This is a genomic window from Rhodoglobus vestalii, from assembly GCF_006788895.1.
Lineage (GTDB): Bacteria > Actinomycetota > Actinomycetes > Actinomycetales > Microbacteriaceae > Rhodoglobus > Rhodoglobus vestalii.
Window position 1 is genome coordinate 2,085,011 of sequence record NZ_VFRA01000001.1, and the last position, 18,645, is coordinate 2,103,655.

18 protein-coding genes are annotated in these 18,645 nt (G+C 59.9%); 7 read left to right on the forward strand and 11 right to left on the reverse strand.

Features of this window, described 5'->3' with window-relative positions:
• The first annotated feature begins 115 nt into the window (after positions 1 to 115).
• Together FB472_RS10260 and FB472_RS10265 are read left to right on the forward strand one after the other, a co-directional pair.
• Positions 116 to 1,942, forward strand: a complete 1,827-nt coding sequence (locus FB472_RS10260; RefSeq protein WP_425467219.1) for an ABC transporter ATP-binding protein — start codon at positions 116 to 118, stop codon at positions 1,940 to 1,942.
• On the forward strand, positions 1,939 to 3,744 hold the full coding sequence (locus tag FB472_RS10265; protein WP_141990803.1) for an ABC transporter ATP-binding protein: 1,806 nt from the start codon (positions 1,939 to 1,941) through the stop codon (positions 3,742 to 3,744). Before FB472_RS10260 ends, FB472_RS10265 begins: the two co-directional genes overlap by 4 nt.
• Before the next feature lie 126 nt (positions 3,745 to 3,870).
• On the opposite strand, the gene glpK is transcribed toward FB472_RS10265, so the two are convergent.
• The 4 genes from glpK to FB472_RS10285 all read right to left on the reverse strand — a co-directional run bounded on the left by glpK (position 3,871) and on the right by FB472_RS10285 (position 7,626).
• Positions 3,871 to 5,385, reverse strand: a complete 1,515-nt coding sequence (gene glpK, locus FB472_RS10270) for a glycerol kinase GlpK (protein WP_141990804.1) — start codon at positions 5,383 to 5,385, stop codon at positions 3,871 to 3,873.
• A gap of 69 nt (positions 5,386 to 5,454) precedes the next feature.
• The gene (locus FB472_RS10275) at positions 5,455 to 6,213 is read right to left on the reverse strand and encodes an MIP/aquaporin family protein (RefSeq protein WP_246078180.1); all 759 of its coding nucleotides are present in this window, start codon (positions 6,211 to 6,213) and stop codon (positions 5,455 to 5,457) included.
• A 570-nt stretch (positions 6,214 to 6,783) separates the two neighbouring features.
• Positions 6,784 to 7,125, reverse strand: a complete 342-nt coding sequence (locus FB472_RS10280; protein WP_141990806.1) for an MGMT family protein — start codon at positions 7,123 to 7,125, stop codon at positions 6,784 to 6,786.
• Positions 7,126 to 7,173: 48 nt separating this feature from the next.
• On the reverse strand, positions 7,174 to 7,626 hold the full coding sequence (locus tag FB472_RS10285; protein WP_141990807.1) for a GNAT family N-acetyltransferase: 453 nt from the start codon (positions 7,624 to 7,626) through the stop codon (positions 7,174 to 7,176).
• Between the two features lie 105 nt (positions 7,627 to 7,731).
• On the opposite strand from FB472_RS10285, the gene FB472_RS10290 reads away from it, so the two are divergent.
• The 3 genes from FB472_RS10290 (at position 7,732) to FB472_RS10300 (ending at position 10,641) form a co-directional block, all read left to right on the forward strand.
• The gene (locus FB472_RS10290; protein ID WP_141990808.1) at positions 7,732 to 8,946 is read left to right on the forward strand and encodes an NADP-dependent isocitrate dehydrogenase; all 1,215 of its coding nucleotides are present in this window, start codon (positions 7,732 to 7,734) and stop codon (positions 8,944 to 8,946) included.
• 62 nt (positions 8,947 to 9,008) lie between these two features.
• Complete coding sequence (locus FB472_RS10295; protein ID WP_141990809.1) at positions 9,009 to 9,860, forward strand: NAD-dependent epimerase/dehydratase family protein; 852 nt, start codon at positions 9,009 to 9,011, stop codon at positions 9,858 to 9,860.
• 133 nt (positions 9,861 to 9,993) lie between these two features.
• Positions 9,994 to 10,641: a GNAT family N-acetyltransferase gene (locus tag FB472_RS10300; RefSeq protein WP_141990810.1), complete on the forward strand. Its 648-nt coding sequence runs from the start codon at positions 9,994 to 9,996 to the stop codon at positions 10,639 to 10,641.
• Positions 10,642 to 10,665: 24 nt separating this feature from the next.
• Here FB472_RS10300 and FB472_RS10305 read toward each other — a convergent pair whose 3' ends face one another.
• The 3 genes from FB472_RS10305 to FB472_RS10315 all read right to left on the reverse strand — a co-directional run bounded on the left by FB472_RS10305 (position 10,666) and on the right by FB472_RS10315 (position 12,012).
• Positions 10,666 to 11,160, reverse strand: a complete 495-nt coding sequence (locus FB472_RS10305; RefSeq protein WP_246078292.1) for a DUF805 domain-containing protein — start codon at positions 11,158 to 11,160, stop codon at positions 10,666 to 10,668.
• A gap of 62 nt (positions 11,161 to 11,222) precedes the next feature.
• Positions 11,223 to 11,552 (reverse strand): transcriptional regulator, encoded by a 330-nt coding sequence (locus FB472_RS10310; RefSeq protein WP_141990812.1) that lies wholly within the window; start codon positions 11,550 to 11,552, stop codon positions 11,223 to 11,225.
• Entirely contained in the window at positions 11,545 to 12,012 is a 468-nt protein-coding gene (locus FB472_RS10315; RefSeq protein ID WP_141990813.1) for a hypothetical protein, read from the reverse strand. Before FB472_RS10315 ends, FB472_RS10310 begins: the two co-directional genes overlap by 8 nt.
• A gap of 123 nt (positions 12,013 to 12,135) precedes the next feature.
• Between FB472_RS10315 and FB472_RS10320 the strand changes: the two genes are divergently transcribed.
• Entirely contained in the window at positions 12,136 to 14,025 is a 1,890-nt protein-coding gene (locus tag FB472_RS10320) for a heavy metal translocating P-type ATPase (RefSeq protein ID WP_141990814.1), read from the forward strand.
• Between the two features lie 10 nt (positions 14,026 to 14,035).
• Here the strand turns inward: FB472_RS10320 and FB472_RS10325 are convergent, their stop codons facing one another.
• Genes FB472_RS10325 through FB472_RS10335 form a run of 3 tightly spaced genes read right to left on the reverse strand, consistent with a single transcriptional unit; the run spans position 14,036 to position 16,840 of the window.
• Positions 14,036 to 15,544 (reverse strand): FAD-dependent oxidoreductase, encoded by a 1,509-nt coding sequence (locus FB472_RS10325; RefSeq protein ID WP_141990815.1) that lies wholly within the window; start codon positions 15,542 to 15,544, stop codon positions 14,036 to 14,038.
• Entirely contained in the window at positions 15,541 to 16,431 is an 891-nt protein-coding gene (locus FB472_RS10330) for an FAD:protein FMN transferase (RefSeq protein ID WP_141990816.1), read from the reverse strand. Before FB472_RS10330 ends, FB472_RS10325 begins: the two co-directional genes overlap by 4 nt.
• Complete coding sequence (locus tag FB472_RS10335) at positions 16,403 to 16,840, reverse strand: FMN-binding protein (RefSeq protein ID WP_141990817.1); 438 nt, start codon at positions 16,838 to 16,840, stop codon at positions 16,403 to 16,405. Before FB472_RS10335 ends, FB472_RS10330 begins: the two co-directional genes overlap by 29 nt.
• Positions 16,841 to 16,989: 149 nt before the next feature.
• Between FB472_RS10335 and FB472_RS10340 the strand changes: the two genes are divergently transcribed.
• A complete protein-coding gene (locus FB472_RS10340) occupies positions 16,990 to 17,763 on the forward strand; it encodes a glucosamine-6-phosphate deaminase (protein WP_141990818.1) in 774 nt (257 codons plus the stop codon).
• A gap of 25 nt (positions 17,764 to 17,788) precedes the next feature.
• Here the strand turns inward: FB472_RS10340 and purU are convergent, their stop codons facing one another.
• Positions 17,789 to 18,643: a formyltetrahydrofolate deformylase gene (gene purU, locus FB472_RS10345; protein ID WP_141990819.1), complete on the reverse strand. Its 855-nt coding sequence runs from the start codon at positions 18,641 to 18,643 to the stop codon at positions 17,789 to 17,791.
• Between the last annotated feature and the right edge of the window lie 2 nt (positions 18,644 to 18,645).

Consider the following 18,645-nt stretch of genomic DNA (forward strand, 5'->3'; position numbering starts at 1 on the left):
GATTGCACAGAAGCAGGCATAGTCTAGAAGGCTGTCTGCTCAGCGTCGACTTCGACATGATGCAGCGGTTAGCGGTCGCGCATTCAGCGAGCCGCAGTCGCCTTGATCACCCACTATGGTGCTCTCTTCTCGTCAAGGAACCACGTTGTCACAACAGTCAGTCAAGCCTGAGCGCACCAAAGCGGTCGGTACCTTCGCGGCAATCCGCCGGCTCTACCCCTACGTAAAGCCGGCGCTGCCGCACATCTACTTGGGCATGGGTGCTGCGCTAATTGCTGGCGTCGTTGCGCTGCTGATCCCTCAGGTCTTGCGTTCGCTCGTTGATGGCCCCCTGCAGTCAGGTGATTCCTCCCAAATTTGGCCCGCATTTTTCATCGTGCTGGCCCTCGGTGTGGCCGAAGCGGTCATGATCGCCCTGCGGCGCTACTTTGTGCTCACCCCCGGAACCCACGTTGAGGCGCGAATGCGCAACACGCTCTACATGACGCTCCAACACCTTCCCGTCAGTTTTCACGATCGCTGGCCGAGCGGTCAACTGCTATCGCGTGCGGTCAGTGACCTCAATTTGATTCGCCGTTGGTTCTCTTTTGGCCTAGTACTGCTCGTTGTCAATATCCTCACGATCGTTGTCGGTCTCATCTTCTTGATCAATATCTCGTGGGTCCTCGGGCTTATTTTTCTCGTCAGCTCAATTCCGTTGTGGATTTACGGGTACGTCTTCGAGAGCAAGTATTCGGTCGTGGCGCGTCGCAGCCAAGATCAGACCGGAGACCTCGCAACCGCTGTCGAGGAGTCGGTTCATGGCATTCGAGTTCTCAAAGCATTCGGGCGGGGCACTCATGCTCTTGCTGGATTCTCGGCCAGGGCAGAGAGTTTGCGCGGCACCGAGATTGAGAAGGCGCGAGCAATCGCCGGCATCTGGTTGTGGCTTTTGCTGGTGCCGGATGTCACCTTCGCCCTGTCGCTGCTCGGAGGAGTCTGGCTCGTAGTTGAGGGCAATATCTCTGCCGGTGATTTGGTCGCATTCTTTGCGACCGCAACCGTGTTGCGCTTTCCGGTGGAGTCCATCGGCTTCCTGCTTTCGATGACCTTCGATACCCGCACTGCGGCTGATCGCTTCTTTGAGGTCATGGATTCGGAAAACTTAATCACCGATCCCGAGCACCCAAAGACCATCGAAGAACCGCGGGGGCTCGTTGAGTTCTCCAATGTGCACTTTCGTTACCCGGATTCTCCAGCCAACGTGCCCGATCTCGTGAATGGTATCGATCTGCGGATTGAGCCCGGCGAGACCATGGCACTCGTGGGATTGACAGGATCAGGCAAGTCGACGCTCACTGCTCTCGCCACGCGGCTCTACGATGTTACCGAGGGGGCGATCATCATCGACGGTGTTGATGTTCGCGACCTCACGCTCGTTGAGCTTCGCCGCCACCTGGCGATGGCGTTTGAGGATGCGACGCTCTTCTCGTCGAGTGTGCGTGAGAACGTGCTCATGGGGCGCCCGGATTCGACCGAAGAGGAACTGCGTCAGGCGCTCACTATTGCTCAGGCTAACTTTGTCTTCGATCTGCCTGCCGGTCTTGACACTCTCGTCGGAGAGGAGGGGCTCAGTCTCTCGGGCGGCCAACGGCAGCGACTCGCCCTCGCTCGTGCCGTAGCGGCCAAGCCGTCGGTTCTTGTGCTCGATGATCCGCTTTCAGCGCTCGATGTTGATACCGAGGCACTCGTGCAGGCGGCGTTAAGCGAAATTCTTAGTTCGACGACGGCGCTCATTGTGGCACATCGGCCGTCGACGGTGATGCTCGCCGACCGGGTCGCCCTGCTGGAAGACGGCAAAGTTACCGCGGTGGGAAAGCACTCCGACCTGCTGGCGACCAGCAGTCACTACCGCTACGTCATATCCAGTCTTGAAGAGGAAGAGCAGGGGGTCACCTCATGACCGTATTGGGAACCTCTGGTGAAGATCGAAACGACTACACCAAGGATGAGAGCCGCCAGATCAGACAGCGCTCGCTGCGCCTGCTCGGTTCGTTGATCTCGCCGCTACGCGCCCGAGTCACTCTCACGATGGCTGTTGTTGTGGTCAGCACGGCAGCGCAGGTCGCAGGCCCGGCGCTGATTGCGTTCGGAATCGACCGGGCACTCCCGGCTCTCGTCAATGACAACAGTCTGCCACTGCTGCTCACTGTTGCCGCTTACCTGCTGACCGGTATCGCTGGCGCGACGATGATCGCCTGGTACACCGTACTGAGCGCGCGGGTGAGTCAAGCTATCTTGTTCGATCTGCGCAAACGTGTCTTTCTGCACACACAACGGTTGAGCCTAGAATTTCACGAGAGCTATACCTCGGGGCGCATCATCGCGCGTCAAACTAGTGACTTGGATGCGATCCGCGAACTTCTCGACTCCGGCATCAACCAGCTGGTGCAGGGCGCGCTCTATATGATCTTCATCGCCATCGCGATGTTCTCGCTCGACTGGGTGAGTGGTCTCGTATTGTTCTGCTCGCTGATTCCGCTGGCGTTCCTCACGCGCTGGTTCCAACTGCGCTCCCAGCAGCATTTCCGTGAAACTCGCACAACTTCAGCCAAGCTGATCGTGCACTTCGTCGAGACCATGACCGGCATCCGCGCGGTCAAGGCGTTCCGCAAAGAGGAGCGCAATCGGAGTGAATTCGGTGGGCTCGTTGAGAATTATCGGGATGCTAACGCCCGCGTTATCCAACTGTTCGGAATCTTTGATCCCGGCCTAGTTTTCATCGGAAACGTTGCCCTAGCGATGATTCTGCTGGTCGGTGGGCTTCGTGTATCCACGGGTGATCTTGCGATCGGTGCCCTTCTGGGGGCGCTACTCTATGCGCGTCAATTCTTTGCTCCGGCACAAGAGATGGCAATGTTCTACAACTCATACCAGTCTGCTGCGGCAGCGCTTGAGAAGATTTCTGGCGTGCTAGAGGAGCGTCCGGGTGTCCCTGACCCGACGACGCCGATCGATCTCCGTAAGGCCAGCGGCACTGTGAAGTTTGATGGCGTTGAGTTCGCTTACAACTCGGAGAAGGTGATCCTGCCAGAGTTTGATCTTGAGCTTCCGGCGGGGCAAACCGTGGCCATGGTGGGTACGACCGGTGCGGGCAAATCTACGCTGGCCAAGCTCATTTCGCGGTTCTATGATCCCAGTAAGGGAACCGTGTCGCTCGATGGAGTCGATCTGCGCAAGCTGCACCCCAAAGACCTGCGTCGCGCAATTGTCATGGTGACTCAGGAGGCATATCTGTTTTCGGGCAACGTTGCCGATAACATCGCTCTGGGAAAACCAGAAGCAACGCGCGAGGAGATTGTCAGGGCGGCGAAGGCTGTCGGAGCGCACGAGTTTATCGAGGCTCTACCCAACGGCTACGAGACGAACGTGAATAAGCGCGGTGGCCGAGTGAGTGCCGGTCAACGACAGCTGCTGTCGTTTGCGCGCGCCTTTATCGCTGATCCGGTCGTCTTAATTTTGGATGAGGCTACCGCTTCGCTCGACATTCCGAGCGAGCGACTCGTGCAGGCTGGTCTTCAAACGCTGCTCGCCGACCGCACCGCAATCATCATTGCGCACCGCCTGTCTACCGTCGCGATTGCTGACCGCGTTCTCGTGATGGAACACGGTCGAATCATCGAAGACGGCACCCCGCAGGAGTTGATCTCGGGCAGTGGTAAGTTCGCGCAGCTGCACGCGGCGTGGCGCGATTCGCTTGTTTAGCAACTGTGGGTGTGCGCCGCAATCGTGGCAACTGTGGCGTGATCACGAGGTCGTACGAAGCACAAGCAAAAGCCCAGCTGGCCGCGTATTCGCTTGTCCAACCGGGCTCTTGCTTGCTAAAGCAGGCTATTCGACGTCTTCGTCTACCCAGTCGAAGGTCTTCGTCACTGCCTTCTTCCAACTGCGCAGCAGACGTTCGCGCTCTTCTTCACCCATCTTCGGCTCCCAGCGGCTGTCTTCCTGCCAGTTCTTGCGCAGGTCATCAAGACCATCCCAGAAGCCCACGGCCAGCCCGGCGGCATACGCAGCGCCCAGAGCGGTTGTTTCGGCGACCACGGGGCGAACGACGGGCACACCGAGGATATCGGCTTGGAACTGCATGAGGAGATTGTTGGCGATCATTCCGCCATCGACCTTGAGCTCGGTAAGGGGAACACCTGAGTCCGCGTTGACCGCGTCAATAACCTCGCGCGTTTGGAACGCAGTGGCCTCAAGTGCAGCCCGCGCGATGTGGCCCTTGTTGACGAAACGTGTGAGTCCAACAAGTGCACCACGAGCATCAGCGCGCCAGTATGGGGCGAACAGCCCCGAAAACGCGGGCACAAAGTACGCCCCACCATTGTCATCGACTGTCTTGGCGAGCGTTTCGATCTCCGGGGCATCCTTGATAATTCCGAGGTTGTCGCGAAGCCACTGCACCAGGGAGCCTGTGACGGCGATTGAACCTTCCAGCGCGTAGTGAGCAGGTTCGTCACCGAGCTTGTATCCGAGAGTGGTGAGCAACCCGTTTTTGGAGTGCACGATCTCGGTGTCGGTGTTGAAGATCAAGAAGTTGCCGGTGCCGTACGTGTTCTTCGCCTCGCCTGCGTCGAACGCGGCCTGCCCGAATGTTGCCGCTTGCTGGTCACCAAGAATTCCAGCAATAGGAACCTCTCGAAGCAGGCTGTTTGGTTCTGCCTCTCCGTAAACTTCGGAAGAACTTCGAATCTCGGGAAGCATCGACAGGGGAACCCCGAAGACGTCGAGGATGTCCTCACGCCATTTGAGGGTTTCGAGATCCATGAAAAGGGTGCGGCTGGCGTTGGTGACGTCCGTTGCGTGCACGCCGCCGTTGACGCCGCCGGTAAGGTTCCACAGCACCCAAGTGTCGGTGGTTCCAAACATGAGCTCGCCGGCATCTGCCTTTTCTCGTGCGCCCTCGACGTTCTCAAGGATCCACGCAATTTTGGTTCCCGAAAAGTAGGTTGCCAGTGGCAAGCCAACAATGCTCTTGAAACGGTCGACGCCGCCGTCTTTGGCAATTCTGTCGACGATCGGCTGAGTGCGAGTGTCTTGCCAGACGATCGCGTTGTAGATCGGCTTGCCAGTGTTGCGATCCCAGACCACCGCGGTCTCGCGCTGGTTGGTGATTCCCACCGCGGCGATGTCGTGGCGGGTGAGGTTGGCGGTCGAAAGGGCCTTGCCGATTACCTCGCGGGTATGAGTCCAAATCTCTTGAGGATCATGCTCGACCCAGCCGGCCTTCGGGAAGATCTGCTCGTGCTCGAGCTGTCCCATGGAAATGACCGAGCCTGATTTATCGAAAATGATGGCACGTGAGCTTGTTGTTCCTTGATCGATGGCCAAAATATATTTACTCATTTGTAAACTCCTTTGTTATTTCGTGAAAACTACGAAGAGGAAACCACCCCAACCTAGGGGTTGTTTCTGTTAGGTGAGGATGGGCAATAGTGGGATCGATGCGGCACCAGCGAGGACTCCACCGATGATCGGTCCGAGCACAGGAACCCAGGAGTAGCTCCAGTCGCTGGTGCCCTTGCCCTTGATAGGGAGAAGCGCGTGAGCGATTCGGGGCCCCAGGTCACGTGCGGGGTTGATGGCGTAGCCGGTCGGACCACCGAGCGATGTACCGATAACGATAACGAGCAGCGCTACCGGGAGCGCGCCGAGAGACGCGAGCCCTCCACCCGCATCTTGACGTCCGAACCCGATGACGACGAACACGAGAACAAATGTGCCGATAATTTCGGTAATGAGGTTCCAGCCGTAGCTGCGAATAGCGGGGCCCGTTGAAAACACGGCGAGCTTGGCGCCGGCATCGACTTCCTGGTCGAAGTGCTGCTTGTATGCCAGCCACGTGAAGACGGCACCGATGATCGCACCGATCATTTGGGCAAGGATATAAGCGAGCACCGAAACGACGCTCACGCTGACTCCCGCCCCGAATTCGGTTGCACCGCTAGCGACGAGACCGAGCGTGACCGCAGGGTTGATGTGCGCGCCCGAGTTGTAGGCGACGATCACACCGGCGAAGACGGCGAGTCCCCAGCCGATGTTAATCATCAGGAATCCACCGTTGAAGCCCTTATTTTTGCCGAGTACAACGTTGGCTACAACGCCGGTTCCCAGAAGGATTAGCAGGGCGGTGCCCACCACCTCCGAAAGAAATACTGCTCCTAGATTGTCCACATTGACCTTTCTTGGTTGGGTGTTTTCGCGATGTGCGACGTCACTCGAGTCATAACGCGATGACTGAAAAACTATCCCCAGTTGGGGCATTTCAACAGGGTTTTGGGCTGCACGTTGGTGCACTTTTAGCGTCTCCACAGCCGGTGGAACGTTTCGCGGGGAGGCATCCACTGGGCCCGATTCTTCGTTGCGGCAACGAGAACAGGGTCGCTTTTTCTTCTGCACGCAGTGGTCTCCTGGTGGGGCGAGATGTCACCACGGAAGCGACGGCACCGTGGCGACAGTTCGGTGCGGAAAACCCCGCGATTCTCTGCGTTCAGCGGGTGTCGTGGTTCCGTGCGTTGCTGTTTTCAATTCTGTGACGGGGTGAGCGTGCACAGCGTCGTTTTACGGCGGTGCAGCTTGGTGCTGTTGCCAGCGTGGGTGACGCATGGGTCGCTCGATATTCATCGCCTTCGCTGACTTCGAAAAGAGACGTCCAGCCCGCACTCGTCTGCACTCTCGTTGCAAAAACGTGCACGCGCCTAAATGGGCGCCTAAGTCAGGCGAAAAGCTGCGCGAAACCAGCAATCAATCGGTCGTGATCGGGGCGCGCGCTACCGTGAGGTTGACGCGATAACTGCCGTCGGGCATCCATCTCAGCGGCGTTGATTCTGCCTTGTAGTGTTCGAGGGCTTGGTCGGCGTGGCAGAGGGGCGGATGACCGCCTGCCCGAATCACGCGCCACCACGCCACCTCAGAACCGTAGCGGGCCATCACTTGGCCGACAGCGCGCGCGGCGCGAGAGCCGATGGTTGCCGCGACATCGCCGTAGGTCATCGCGAGGCCGGGCGGGATTGAGTCGACGACGGCCAGCACGCGACTCACAAAATCGTTGCCGGTTACGTTCGGGACCGGAGTACTCGCGTTCATACCTTGCCGTGGATTGATCGTCGAAACTTTTGGTGAGAAGCGTCAGCCTTACAGGGTGTACGCGCCGAGCTTCTCGCCGTACTGGGTTTCGCCGACGACGGTGAAGCCAACCTTGAGGAAGAATTGTTCCGGGCCGTCATCACCCTCTTCCCAAATCGCTGTCACGTGATCGAAGCCGCGACTGCGCGCTTCTTCAGCGAGGGCCTTCACGGCGAAACGGCCAACGCCCATGCCCTGGGCATCACCGGAGACGCTCACGCGCCAAATGCAGCTGCGGAACTCTTCCTGCGATGCATCGGGGTCAAAATTGCCGCGGATGAATCCCACGACGGTGTCGCCGTCGAGCACAACTCGCGGCCACGAGGTGAGCGGGTCGATGTACGCATCCGCAATCGCATAGGAGGGTGGCGTCACAAACTGCTCCTGGCCGCGACGCAGTGAGAGGTTGTTGGCGGCAACTATCGTGCCTGCCGATAATTCTTCAAGTCTTAGCTCACCCATGGATACAGGCTAACCCGCGGTAGACAGATGCGCCAAGGTATCTCTATGTCGAGATAGTTGGGAAAAAGAGTAAGCTGGTCGAGGCCACCAACTAAGGAGCAAAGCTTGTCCAAGATCAAGGTAGAAGGCACCGTCGTCGAACTCGATGGCGACGAAATGACGCGCATTATTTGGCACCGGATCAAAGAAACACTGATCCACCCCTATGTCGACGTCAACCTCGAGTACTACGACCTCGGAATTGAAAGCCGCGACACAACCGACGACCAGATCACCGTTGATGCCGCTCACGCCATCCAAAAGCACGGTGTTGGCGTGAAGTGCGCAACCATCACGCCCGACGAAGCCCGCGTTGAAGAGTTCGGTCTCAAGAAGATGTGGCGCAGCCCCAACGGCACGATCCGTAACATCCTGGGCGGCGTAATTTTTCGCGAACCCATCATCATCTCGAACATCCCGCGACTGGTTCCGGGCTGGAACAAGCCGATCATCATCGGCCGTCACGCCTTCGGTGACCAATACCGCGCCACCGACTTCCGCTTCAAGGGCAAGGGCAAGCTGACCGTAGAGTTTGCGCCCGAAGACGGTTCAGAGCCGATGAAGTTCGAGGTTTACGATGCCCCCGGCGACGGAATCGCCCAGGTTCAGTACAACCTCGATGACTCGATCGTCGACTTCGCCCGCGCCAGCCTCAACTACGGACTAACACGCAACTACCCCGTTTACCTCTCCACCAAGAACACGATCCTCAAGGCCTACGATGGTCGTTTTAAAGACATCTTCGAAGAGATCTTCCAGAACGAGTTCAAGGACAAGTTCGACGCTGCCGGGCTCACCTACGAGCACCGCCTCATTGATGACATGGTCGCATCCGCCATGAAGTGGGAGGGCGGCTACGTCTGGGCCTGCAAAAACTATGACGGCGATGTGCAGTCCGACACCGTCGCTCAGGGCTTCGGCTCACTCGGCCTCATGACCTCCGTTCTGGCAACACCAGACGGACAGGTTGTTGAAGCGGAGGCAGCCCACGGCACTGTGACTCGTCACTACCGCCAGCACCAGCAGGGCAAGCCCACCTCCACCAACCCGATCGCGTCGATCTACGCCTGGACCCGTGGACTCGCTCACCGTGGCGTGCTCGACAGCAACCAGGAACTCATCGACTTTGCCTCAACCCTCGAAGATGTGGTCATCAAGAGTGTTGAAGCTGGCCACATGACGAAGGACCTGGCGCTGCTCGTCGGGCCAGATCAGAAGTGGGAAACCACCGAAGAGTTCCTCGATACCCTCGACAAGAACCTCGCGACGCGTCTGGCATAAGCGAGTATCGCCCTTGGTCCACCCCGGGGGCGAGATGAGCCGTGTGATTTGGGGAGAGTGAAATGACCGTTGTAATTGCCGGCTGTGGTGATCTGGGTACCGAAACTGGGCTGCGTTTTGCTGCGCTGGAGCACCGCGTGATTGGGCTGCGACGGTCAGCAGAAAAGCTGCCGCCCGAAATCGAAGGCCAGTCGGTTGACCTCTCGGCAGGACTGCCGCTACTGCCGGCGGACACCACGATCGTGATGATTGCGATGAGTCCCGATGAACGCAGCGTCGATGGGTATCGAAGGGCGTATGTTGACAGTGTTCGCAGCATTGCAACGGCAATCCACCGCGATTGCGCTCAGCCGCCGCGTGTCGTATACGTATCATCCACGGCCGTGTACGGCGTCACAGACGGCAGCTGGGTCGATGAGTCGACCATCGCTGAACCCACCTCACCCACCGCGATCGTATTGCGAGAAGCAGAAGACCTGTTACTTGAGTTGATCCCCGCCGCGACGATTCTGCGCTTGGCTGGAATCTACGGCCCCGGTCGCACCCGACAGGTGGACCGCATCCGCGAAGGGATCGAGACGATGTCGCCGAAACCACGCTTCACCAATCTGATCCATCGTGACGACGCGGCGGCGGCGATCGTGCACCTGACCACCATGAATGCAGAGCCAGCGACCGTGTATATCGGTGTGGATGACTGCCCGACCGACCAGCGCGAGATTGTCGAGTTTCTGGCGCACAGCCTTGACCGACCGGTGCCCCCGGTTGCAGCAGATGCTGATGGTGGTAGCAGAGGTCAGGGCAAGCGTTGCCGCAACACCCGGCTGCGAGAATCAGGATTTGAGTTCACTTACCCCAGCTACCGGGAAGGGTATGTGGCCGTTCTGGCGGGCACTGGCATCCGTCATCCCTAGAGGGCGAAAATCACCAGCAGGATGGGGTAGGTGATGAACAGATTTCGGGCGAAAGCTTTCGCTTCTTCGTTCACGATACGTGTTTGGAATCTGCGCCGTCCGGCCCTCGGGAACGCCATCGTAGGCTGTACTCATGACGGCGACGGGCGGTAGTGCGGATCCGGTGCGAGTCGATGCCGCGCGGTCAATGCGGCTAGCCACCCCGGCAGATTTGGCGGATGTGGTCGGCACCCTTGTTGAGGCGTTCGATCAGGACCCGGTCTGGAGTTGGGCCTTTCCTGACCAGGAGGCGCGCGCAGCACAGCACGCTGTTGTCTTCCGGATGACCGTCACTCATGCCATCGCCAATGACGCCGTCTGGCTCACCTCCGGTTGCGGTGCTGTCGTCACCGCTTTTGGGCCCGGAATCAACGAAATGTCGGATGCGGATGCGGAACGATTCTCGAGCGTTCTTGGTGATCTTCTCGGAGATCACGCCGATGCGGTTAACGGGCTCTTTGAACGATTCGAGCATGCTCGCCCCGTCGATACTCCGCACCTGTATGTTTCGATGCTTGGCACTCGAAATCGGGCACGCGGTCACGGAATTGGGATGGCGTTGCTAGCCCACGTTGTGGAGCAGGCCGATGCTCAAGGAATCGGAACCTTTCTAGAGTCGAGCAATGGGGCCAATGACCACCGGTACGAATCGGCGGGATTCCGCGTGCACGGCAGCATCCCGGTTGCCCCGGGTCGGCCAGCAGTAAACACAATGTGGCGGGGTCCGGCGCGCAGCAACTAGGTGCACTCGGCCGCGCGATAATCGCTAATCGAAGCGGACACCCTCGATACGCGAGCGGCGCGCTGCGAGGAAGAATAGGATGATTGGACCGGGCGGCGTGAGCGCCAGTAGCACCCACCAGCCGGAGAGGTTTGAGTCGTGAAGGCGACGCACCGCGACAGTGAAACCGGGAATTGCGGTAGCAAGTACCCACCCGCCGCCAATGATCGAGAGTACCGCGATGACCGGTGAGTCGACCGCTCCTTGGCTGTTCCAAGTGAAGAGTTCGATCGGAGCGAGTGCCCAGGAGCCAAAGGGGCTAACGGTGATGTTCGCCTGAAAGTTGCGGCCCAAGATGATGGCGGGAATGACGAGCTGCGTGATGATGAGCGCAAGGACGTTCACGAGCATCCACCACCAGTATTCGCTTATGCTGGCGCGACCACGCAGGCTGAACGCCCGGTAGAAGAACCGTCGCATTGACACGCGTAACGACGCACCCGGAAGGGGCGACGTCACTGGCGCGGCGTTGGTGGTCATCACCGTCTCAGCATAGGTGAGCGGCTGTCGTTTCGTAAGGGGTGGCCGCGAACGGCGGCGGCTTAATCGGCGGAGCGCCAAATATCCGTTGTGACTGCGCCAGCTATCTCCTGAAGCGCTCGAACGTGCGCATCGAAGGCGTCTCTTCCGGCGGGCGACAGCGACAACCACATAATGCGTCGAGCATCGCCACGATCCGACGTCGATGCCTTGTCGGAGACGACGTATCCCGCCCCGATTAGGGTTTTCAGATGCTTCGAGAGTGTGGCGTCTGAGACGTCCAGTGCATTCCGGAGAACCGCGAAATCGAGTTTGTCGACGGGGCGGAGCAGCCCGCTGATGCGCAGACGCAGCGGTGCATGGATGACGTCGTCGAAGCGCACCTTATCCACGACGGAGGGTTTCTGCTGCAGAGCGGTAGGCGACTGCGGTTAGCCACGTTGTTAGGGCAAACGCGACAACGCTGGTGAAAGAGACCGCCCACTGCATCCCAAAAGATACCAACCCGAGAGAAACGCTGAATAGCGTGAAGCAACCGAAGAGAATCCCGACCATAGCCAGCACCGCGCGCGATCCCATCCGTTTGAATCGGATGCCGGTTTCTCGTTGGATCAGGTAGGCGATCACGAAAATGATGGCAAAAGCTAACCCGCTGGTCGCCGGCGGTTCAAAGTTCTCACCCGGCGAGGTTGTGGCAGCCGCGCCGACCCACCATGCAGCAACCGCTCCGAAGCCAGCCAGAAGAGGCCAAGGAACACGGATGCTGTCTGCTAGCCGATTGCGGTCGGCTGTCAGCTCGCCCAATTTATTGATGGCTTCGCTGCGGGACAGAGAATCGAAGTCACTTTCCATAACGGAAAGACTATAAGTTTTTTGCCGCAACGGCAAGTGACTTTATTCATTGCTGATCCTTGCGACAGTAAGGGCAGCCTGAACTTGCTGGCCGGATGCTGCGATTGCGAGTAGAACAAGAGCATGACAACTCTCGTGGCCGCAGTGCGCCGGTATCCGCTCGTGGCGCTAACGGTGGTTGTTGGGGTGGTTGGCCTCGCACTGAACTGGACTCCGGCATCCGCTGTCGTACCGTGGTTGCTGTCGGGGTATTCCCTTGTGGTTGCAGCGCGCGAAGCAGTCTCGATGATTCGACGCCTGTTCCGCAAAGAGTTTGGTCTCGATGTTCTTGCCGTCACGGCAATCATTGCGACAGTACTCGTTGGCGAGTATTGGGCGAGCATCGTCATTGTGCTGATGCTCACCGGGGGTGAGGCTCTTGAAGACTTTGCCGCTGGCAGAGCGCAGCGTGAGCTGAAAGCGCTTTTAAGCCGCGTGCCCCAGATTGCCCACGTTTTTGACGACAGCGGCGAGCTCGTCGATGTTCCGGTCACCGCGGTCACCGTTGGCGAGCGCCTTGTCGTGCGCCCCTCGGAAATTGTTCCCGTGGACGCGGTGCTTGTTTCTGCGTCGACCGCGGTAGATGAATCATCCCTTACCGGCGAAAGTATGCCGGTTGACAAGGTTGCCGGCGATCTCCTGCTGAGCGGTTCCGTCAACGGACCGGAAGCGGTCACCGTGACGGCCGCTGCACGAGCATCCGAAAGCCAATATCAGCGGATTGTGCAATTGGTCAGCGAAGCAGCCGCCAGCAAGCCTGCCCTGGTGCGGCTCGCCGATCGCTATGCTGCACCATTCACGTTTGTTTCCGTTGCATTGGCGGGGATCGCATGGTGGCTCTCGGGAGACCCCACACGGTTCGCTGAAGTATTGGTCGTTGCCACTCCATGCCCGCTGTTGATTGCCGCGCCGGTCGCATTCATGGCCGGAATGTCGAGCGCATCCGCGCACGGTGTGGTCATCAAAAATGCGGGCACCCTTGAAGTGCTGGCACGGGCAAAAACTGTCGTCTTCGACAAGACCGGTACGTTGACGCGCGGAACCCCCGAAGTGGTCGCGATCAGGCCCGAGTCAGGGCGAAGCGAAGAAGCAGTGCTCACACTGGTCGCCGCCGCAGAACAATACTCCTCCCACGTACTTGCAGCCTCACTCGTGGCAGAAGCTCGCCGCCGCGGCTACTCCTTGCCGGCCGTTACGGATGCGCGCGAAGTCGCGACGCACGGAGTTCAGGCACGCATCGGCACCGAAGTTATCACCGTCGGAAAGCCAGCCTTCGTCGCCGAACAGGCGCCCGGTCTTGCTCAAGTTGATCTCGGCAGCGGGGAAGCAGCCGTATATGTCGCCGTCGATGACCAATTGGCCGGGGTGATCATTCTGCGTGATGCGGTGCGAGATGAAGCACAACGAATGCTGCACGATCTACAGGCACTGGGCATCCAGAAGACCCTGATGGTGACGGGTGACATCGAACAGACCGCACAGAAAGTCGCCGACGAATTGCAGCTCAGCGAGGTGCACGCCGAGTGTCTTCCCGAAGACAAGGTGCGCATCGTGCACACCATCACACCGGGGCCGGTCGTCATGGTGGGGGATGGAGTCAACGATGCACCCGTACTTGCCGCCGCCGATGTGGGAATCGCGATGGGCGCAAAAGGCTCAACCGCGGCAAGCGAATCTGCCGACATCGTCATTCTGGTTGACGACCTCTACCGTGTGGTGGATGCCGTATCGGTCAGCAAGCGCACCGTCTATATTGCGCTGCAGAGCATTTGGATCGGTATCGCCATCAGCATCGCGCTCATGCTGGTGGCAATGACCGGGGTAATGCCCGCCATCGTTGGTGCCGCTCTTCAGGAGGTCGTGGATCTCGTGACGATCCTTAACGCGCTTCGTGCACTGAATCTTGGCCGTAATGCCGGGTCGGCGCGGGTCGCTAGTGACTCGTCGTCACCGTTGAGTGCGGGCGCTCGCTGACGCCTAACAGTTAGTACCCCGAGAAGTAGTCAGTGTGGATGCGCCGGGCCCCGTTCGTGCGCAGTGCCAACTTCAGGTCGTTGACGAGTGCTGGCGGGCCCGAAAGGTAAACGCGTCGGCTGGCCAGATCGGGCACCAGCGCGGAGAGTGCGTCGCCATTCATCCGCCCCTCGCCACCGAGTTCCCACCCGGCCGGCAGCGATTCGGCGGGCTGCGGCCCAAAGACAATTACACGAACGCCCGCTTCGCTGAGCACGTCAGTGAACGGCAGCGGTTCGCTGCTCGAGCTCGCATAAACCACAACGATGTCGCGACCCTCGCTGTGGCGCTGGGCATGCGCCACCTGGCTGGCGAAAGGGGTGACACCAATTCCGCCGGCAACCAGCAGTACCGGCTCGGAGATCTTGCGCGGCAGCACAAAATCGCCCCAGATTCCGGTGGCATTGACCTGAGCCCCCCGGGGAAGCGCCAAGAGTGCCGTCTTGAAACTGCTCGATTTTTCGGATACCGAAACAGTCACCGAGAGGGTGGCCCCGGCATCCGGCGCCGAAGAGATGGTGAAGTGGCGACGAACCCCACGAAAATCTGCCGCCGTGTGCGGCAGCGACAGCTCAATGTATTGTCCCGCCCGGAACGTGATGGGGCGGTGTGGGGCAAAAGTGATCTCCCAGATGCCGGGCGCAACCTCGGTTGTCTCGACGCGCGTCATGCGGATGGTTCGGCGCTGGGTGAAGAAGAACGCAATCAGGTTGCCAATGAGCAGGGCAAGCAGGGGGTCGCTGTAGAGGGGGCCGATGGAGAACGGGATGGAAAACAGAAGCGCGACGATCACGGCGATACTGAGTCGTTGCCAGCGGCGCGGCGGTTGGGTCAGGGGCTCGCTCAGCATGAAACCCACGAAGAAGAGCAGCGGGGAGGATGCGAAAGTGAAACTGAGTGCCTCGGTCAGCGAACCGCCACCGGCAATTGTCAGGGCGATGCGTGTGCTCGCCGCAACGACCACAAACACCACACCCAGATCGAGACGTTGCGTGCGGTAGAGGATGAGGAAGGCCGAAAGGACGATCAGCGGTTGCAGCCACGGGGTGCCGATCCACCAGGTCGGAAAGCCGAGGGGCGCGAAGATGAAAACGTACGCACCAATGGCTGCGGGATTGAAGATATGGCGCCCGCGGAATGCGATCAGAAACTTGGATGCGCCGGCAATGGTTGAGGCGAGAGCGATGCCCAGCAGCCCCGTCAGCTCGAGGCTCGGAGCCATGATGAAGAACACGATCAGGCCGGTGACCAACGATGATTCGAGGTGTGCGCGCTGGCGAACGATGCGGGCCCCAAGCCAGCTCGAGACGAAGCTGAAGACGACAGCCACGGGCAGGCTGGCGAGCAAAGCCAACGGATCGGGTGAAATTAGGCCGAAGAATGCGAGCACGATGGCGAGGACCGTAAGAAGCACAAGCGACGCCAGTACCAGTTTGTACATCGCGAGCGAGCCGAGTGTTCGATCTAGCCAGCGCTTCATGCGCGTGTCCTGTGCGTGAACAGCTCTCCGTTGAGGCTTGGCGACGACTCTACTCGGCCGGTCGCAAACATCCGCACCCAGTGAAAGTCGAACTCCGCTAAAAGGCTGGCTGGTTCAGCAAAGAACAGGGCGGTGGCGAGGCCATCTGCCTCTAGCGTGGTGGCGGCTATCGCCCACGTGGCGATGATGCGATCGGTGGGCAGACCCGTGCGGGCATCAAGGATGTGGTGAAGCCCCGCCCACGCACGTCGGTTGGGGGCTGAGGCGCAAATTGCTTCGTTCTGCACGGTCACCACGCCGATGGCTTTGCTGGTGTCGAGCGGATGTTCCAGCGCGACCCGGAGAGGCGTTTCGCCGCGGTGCAGAATATCTCCGCTCGCGTCCACCGTCATGGTGGTGACACGATGCGCGCGCAGTACCTCGGCGACGAGGTCAACAAGGTAGCCCTTGCCCGCGGCTCCGACGTCGAGCAGCGCTGGGGTGAGGGTGGTAAGTTCACTGCCATTCCAACTGATCGCCTCCTGCCATTCGGGCACGCGACTGCGGGTGGCGGCGGGCTGCAGTGAGTAGGTGCGGTCGTAGCCGAGCTCTTCGAGCGCGTGGCCGACTAGTGGGCTCATGGCCCCGCTGGTTGCGGTGTAGAGACGGCGATACAGTTCGAGGAGCGGCGCGGCATCCGCTGGGAACTGATAGGTGCCGCGGGTTCGGGCGATGCTGCTGACGAGGGAGTCGTCACGAAAACGCGAGTAGGTGCGGTCGAACTCATCGATGCGTGCGTGCAGGGCAGCCTCTGACCCAGCAGTCAGCGGCTGATCCGTGTCGATCTGCCACGGCGCACCAATGGCATCGAACCTGTGACTAGGCGAGAGCGTCTGTCTTGATTGCATCGACGGCCTTATTGAAGCCGCCGCTGGTGAGTGAGGAACCGGCAACTTTATCGACGGACAGGTCGTCGATGTTCTTGCCGACAACCTCGGCGGCGATCCCACTAATAAATTCGCCCTGGTATTGCTTGGAGTTGGGGCTTTCGCCGTAACCCTTGACCGTGACATCGGTGACGACGTTGCTTTCGAGGGTGAGCGTGACATCCACTTTTTCGGCACCGTTCGGCGAGGTGTAATCCCCGGTCTCGGTGTAGGTTCCGTCGGTGTAATCGCCGCCGGCAGCGGGGGCGCCCGCGTCGGCTGCTGCCCCATCGGTGCCGGTGGCGGGGGAGGAGCAGGCGGAGAGTGCTCCCACGAGGGTCACTCCGGCAAAGAGGGCGGTGGCGGTCTTCTTGTCGGCGAGGCTACGCATGGGGCTCCAGTGGGGTGGTCGGGCTTTTAGTATGACGGAGAGCTGCTGTGAAGCAGACGAATGACCGGCGTCTTCTAGAGCATTCTCAGCGGGCCAATTGCGGGTACACCACTCTGCACGTTAGGCGCCGCGCATGAGACAGTAGCCTAATGGCAGAAGTAGTAATCGTTGATTCGAAAGAGGCCGCGGGCGAGGTTGCCGCTGACCTCATTGAGGCGCTCGTGCGCCGAAGGCCGGATGCCGTACTCGGCCTGGCAACAGGGTCGACGCCGTTAACGACGTGGGCGGCGCTCGCGGCTCGCGCCCTCGATCTTTCTGCTGTGCGGGGGTTTGCTCTCGATGAGTATGTTGGATTGCCTGCTGGGCATCCCGAAAGCTACCGTTCGGTGATCACCCGGGAGGTTGTTGAGCCGCTCGGGTTGACTCCGTCGCTGGTGCAGGTTCCTGCGGAGAGTGGGCCGGTGGAGACGGCGGGGGCTGACTATGAGCGGGCGATTGTTGCGGCGGGTGGTGTTGATCTTCAGATTTTGGGAATTGGTTCGACGGGTCATATTGGTTTCAATGAGCCGGGGTCGTCGTTTGCGTCACTCACCCGGGTGAAGACCCTCACGCAGCAGACCCGGCTGGACAATGCGCGCTTCTTTGATTCGCCCGAGCTGGTGCCGACGCACTGTGTTACGCAGGGGCTCGGCACGATTCAGCGTGCCGGGCATCTGGTGCTGATCGCGTTCGGTGAGGCGAAAGCTGCGGCACTCGCGGGTGCTGTGGAGGGTCCGGTGACGGCGAGCCTGCCGGGATCGGCAATTCAGTTGCACTCAACTGTCACGGTAATTGTGGATGAGGCTGCGGCATCCGAGCTCACGTTCGCAGACTATTACCGCTATTCGTGGGAGAACCGCCTCGACTGGGAGCGGCTGCACTAGCGGCGCGAGGGTGCCGCGACAGCCTTTAGCGGAAGATGATGGTGCGGGCGCCGTCGAGTAGTACCCGATTTTCGGCAAACCATCTCACCGCTTGGGTGAGGGTTCGGCTTTCTTCGTCTTGACCGATCGACACCAGCTCTCGTGGGGTGCTGGCATGATCGACCCGCACCACGTTCTGCTCGATGATGGGGCCCTCATCGAGGTCGCTCGTCACGAAGTGAGCGGTGGCACCGATGAGCTTCACGCCGCGAGCGTGGGCCTGCTTGTAGGGGTTGGCTCCTTTGAAGCCGGGAAGGAAGGAGTGGTGGATGTTGATGATTTTGCCGCTCAACTGTGCGCACAGTTCGGGCGAGAGGATCTGCATGTAGCGGGCCAGCACTACCAGCTCAATGTCGTTCTGCTCGACGACCTCGAGGACGCGATCTTCGAAAGCCAGCTTCTGGCCCGGTGTCGTGACGGGGTGTGATTCGAACGGCACCTCATAGAACTTGGCAAGCGAACCCAGATCGGGGTGATTGCTCATGATGAGCGGCAGTTCGATCGTCAGCTGTCCGGCCCGCTGGCGGTAGAGCAGATCGTTGACACAGTGCCCGGCCTTGGATGCCAAAACGAGGGTGCGAAGGGGCCGCCCCACAACGTCGAGTTGCGATTCCATCGCGTACCGCTCGGTCACGGGGGCGAGAGCCTGCTCGAAAATCTCGCGCGGAGCATCCGATTCCACCTGCAAACGCATGAAGAAGCGACCGGTGTCGTCACTGGAGAACTGCTGCGATTCGGTGATGTTTCCGCCGGCTTCAACGATCGCGCCGCTGATGGCGTGCACGATGCCGGGCTTATCGTCACAGGTGAGAGTCACGATCCAGTGTGTTGAGGTGGTCACAG

What these genes read in the sequence shown, in the direction of transcription:
- FB472_RS10260 (WP_425467219.1), top strand. Translation starts at nt 116, where the DNA reads ATGGTGCTCTCTTCTCGTCAAGGAACCACGTTGTCACAACAGTCAGTC.
- FB472_RS10265 (WP_141990803.1), top strand. Translation starts at nt 1,939, where the DNA reads ATGACCGTATTGGGAACCTCTGGTGAAGATCGAAACGACTACACCAAG.
- glpK (WP_141990804.1), bottom strand. Translation starts at nt 5,385, where the DNA reads ATGAGTAAATATATTTTGGCCATCGATCAAGGAACAACAAGCTCACGT.
- FB472_RS10280 (WP_141990806.1), bottom strand. Translation starts at nt 7,125, where the DNA reads ATGAACGCGAGTACTCCGGTCCCGAACGTAACCGGCAACGATTTTGTG.
- FB472_RS10285 (WP_141990807.1), bottom strand. Translation starts at nt 7,626, where the DNA reads ATGGGTGAGCTAAGACTTGAAGAATTATCGGCAGGCACGATAGTTGCC.
- FB472_RS10295 (WP_141990809.1), top strand. Translation starts at nt 9,009, where the DNA reads ATGACCGTTGTAATTGCCGGCTGTGGTGATCTGGGTACCGAAACTGGG.
- FB472_RS10300 (WP_141990810.1), top strand. Translation starts at nt 9,994, where the DNA reads ATGACGGCGACGGGCGGTAGTGCGGATCCGGTGCGAGTCGATGCCGCG.
- FB472_RS10305 (WP_246078292.1), bottom strand. Translation starts at nt 11,160, where the DNA reads ATGACCACCAACGCCGCGCCAGTGACGTCGCCCCTTCCGGGTGCGTCG.
- FB472_RS10315 (WP_141990813.1), bottom strand. Translation starts at nt 12,012, where the DNA reads ATGGAAAGTGACTTCGATTCTCTGTCCCGCAGCGAAGCCATCAATAAA.
- FB472_RS10320 (WP_141990814.1), top strand. Translation starts at nt 12,136, where the DNA reads ATGACAACTCTCGTGGCCGCAGTGCGCCGGTATCCGCTCGTGGCGCTA.
- FB472_RS10325 (WP_141990815.1), bottom strand. Translation starts at nt 15,544, where the DNA reads ATGAAGCGCTGGCTAGATCGAACACTCGGCTCGCTCGCGATGTACAAA.
- FB472_RS10330 (WP_141990816.1), bottom strand. Translation starts at nt 16,431, where the DNA reads ATGCAATCAAGACAGACGCTCTCGCCTAGTCACAGGTTCGATGCCATT.
- FB472_RS10335 (WP_141990817.1), bottom strand. Translation starts at nt 16,840, where the DNA reads ATGCGTAGCCTCGCCGACAAGAAGACCGCCACCGCCCTCTTTGCCGGA.
- FB472_RS10340 (WP_141990818.1), top strand. Translation starts at nt 16,990, where the DNA reads ATGGCAGAAGTAGTAATCGTTGATTCGAAAGAGGCCGCGGGCGAGGTT.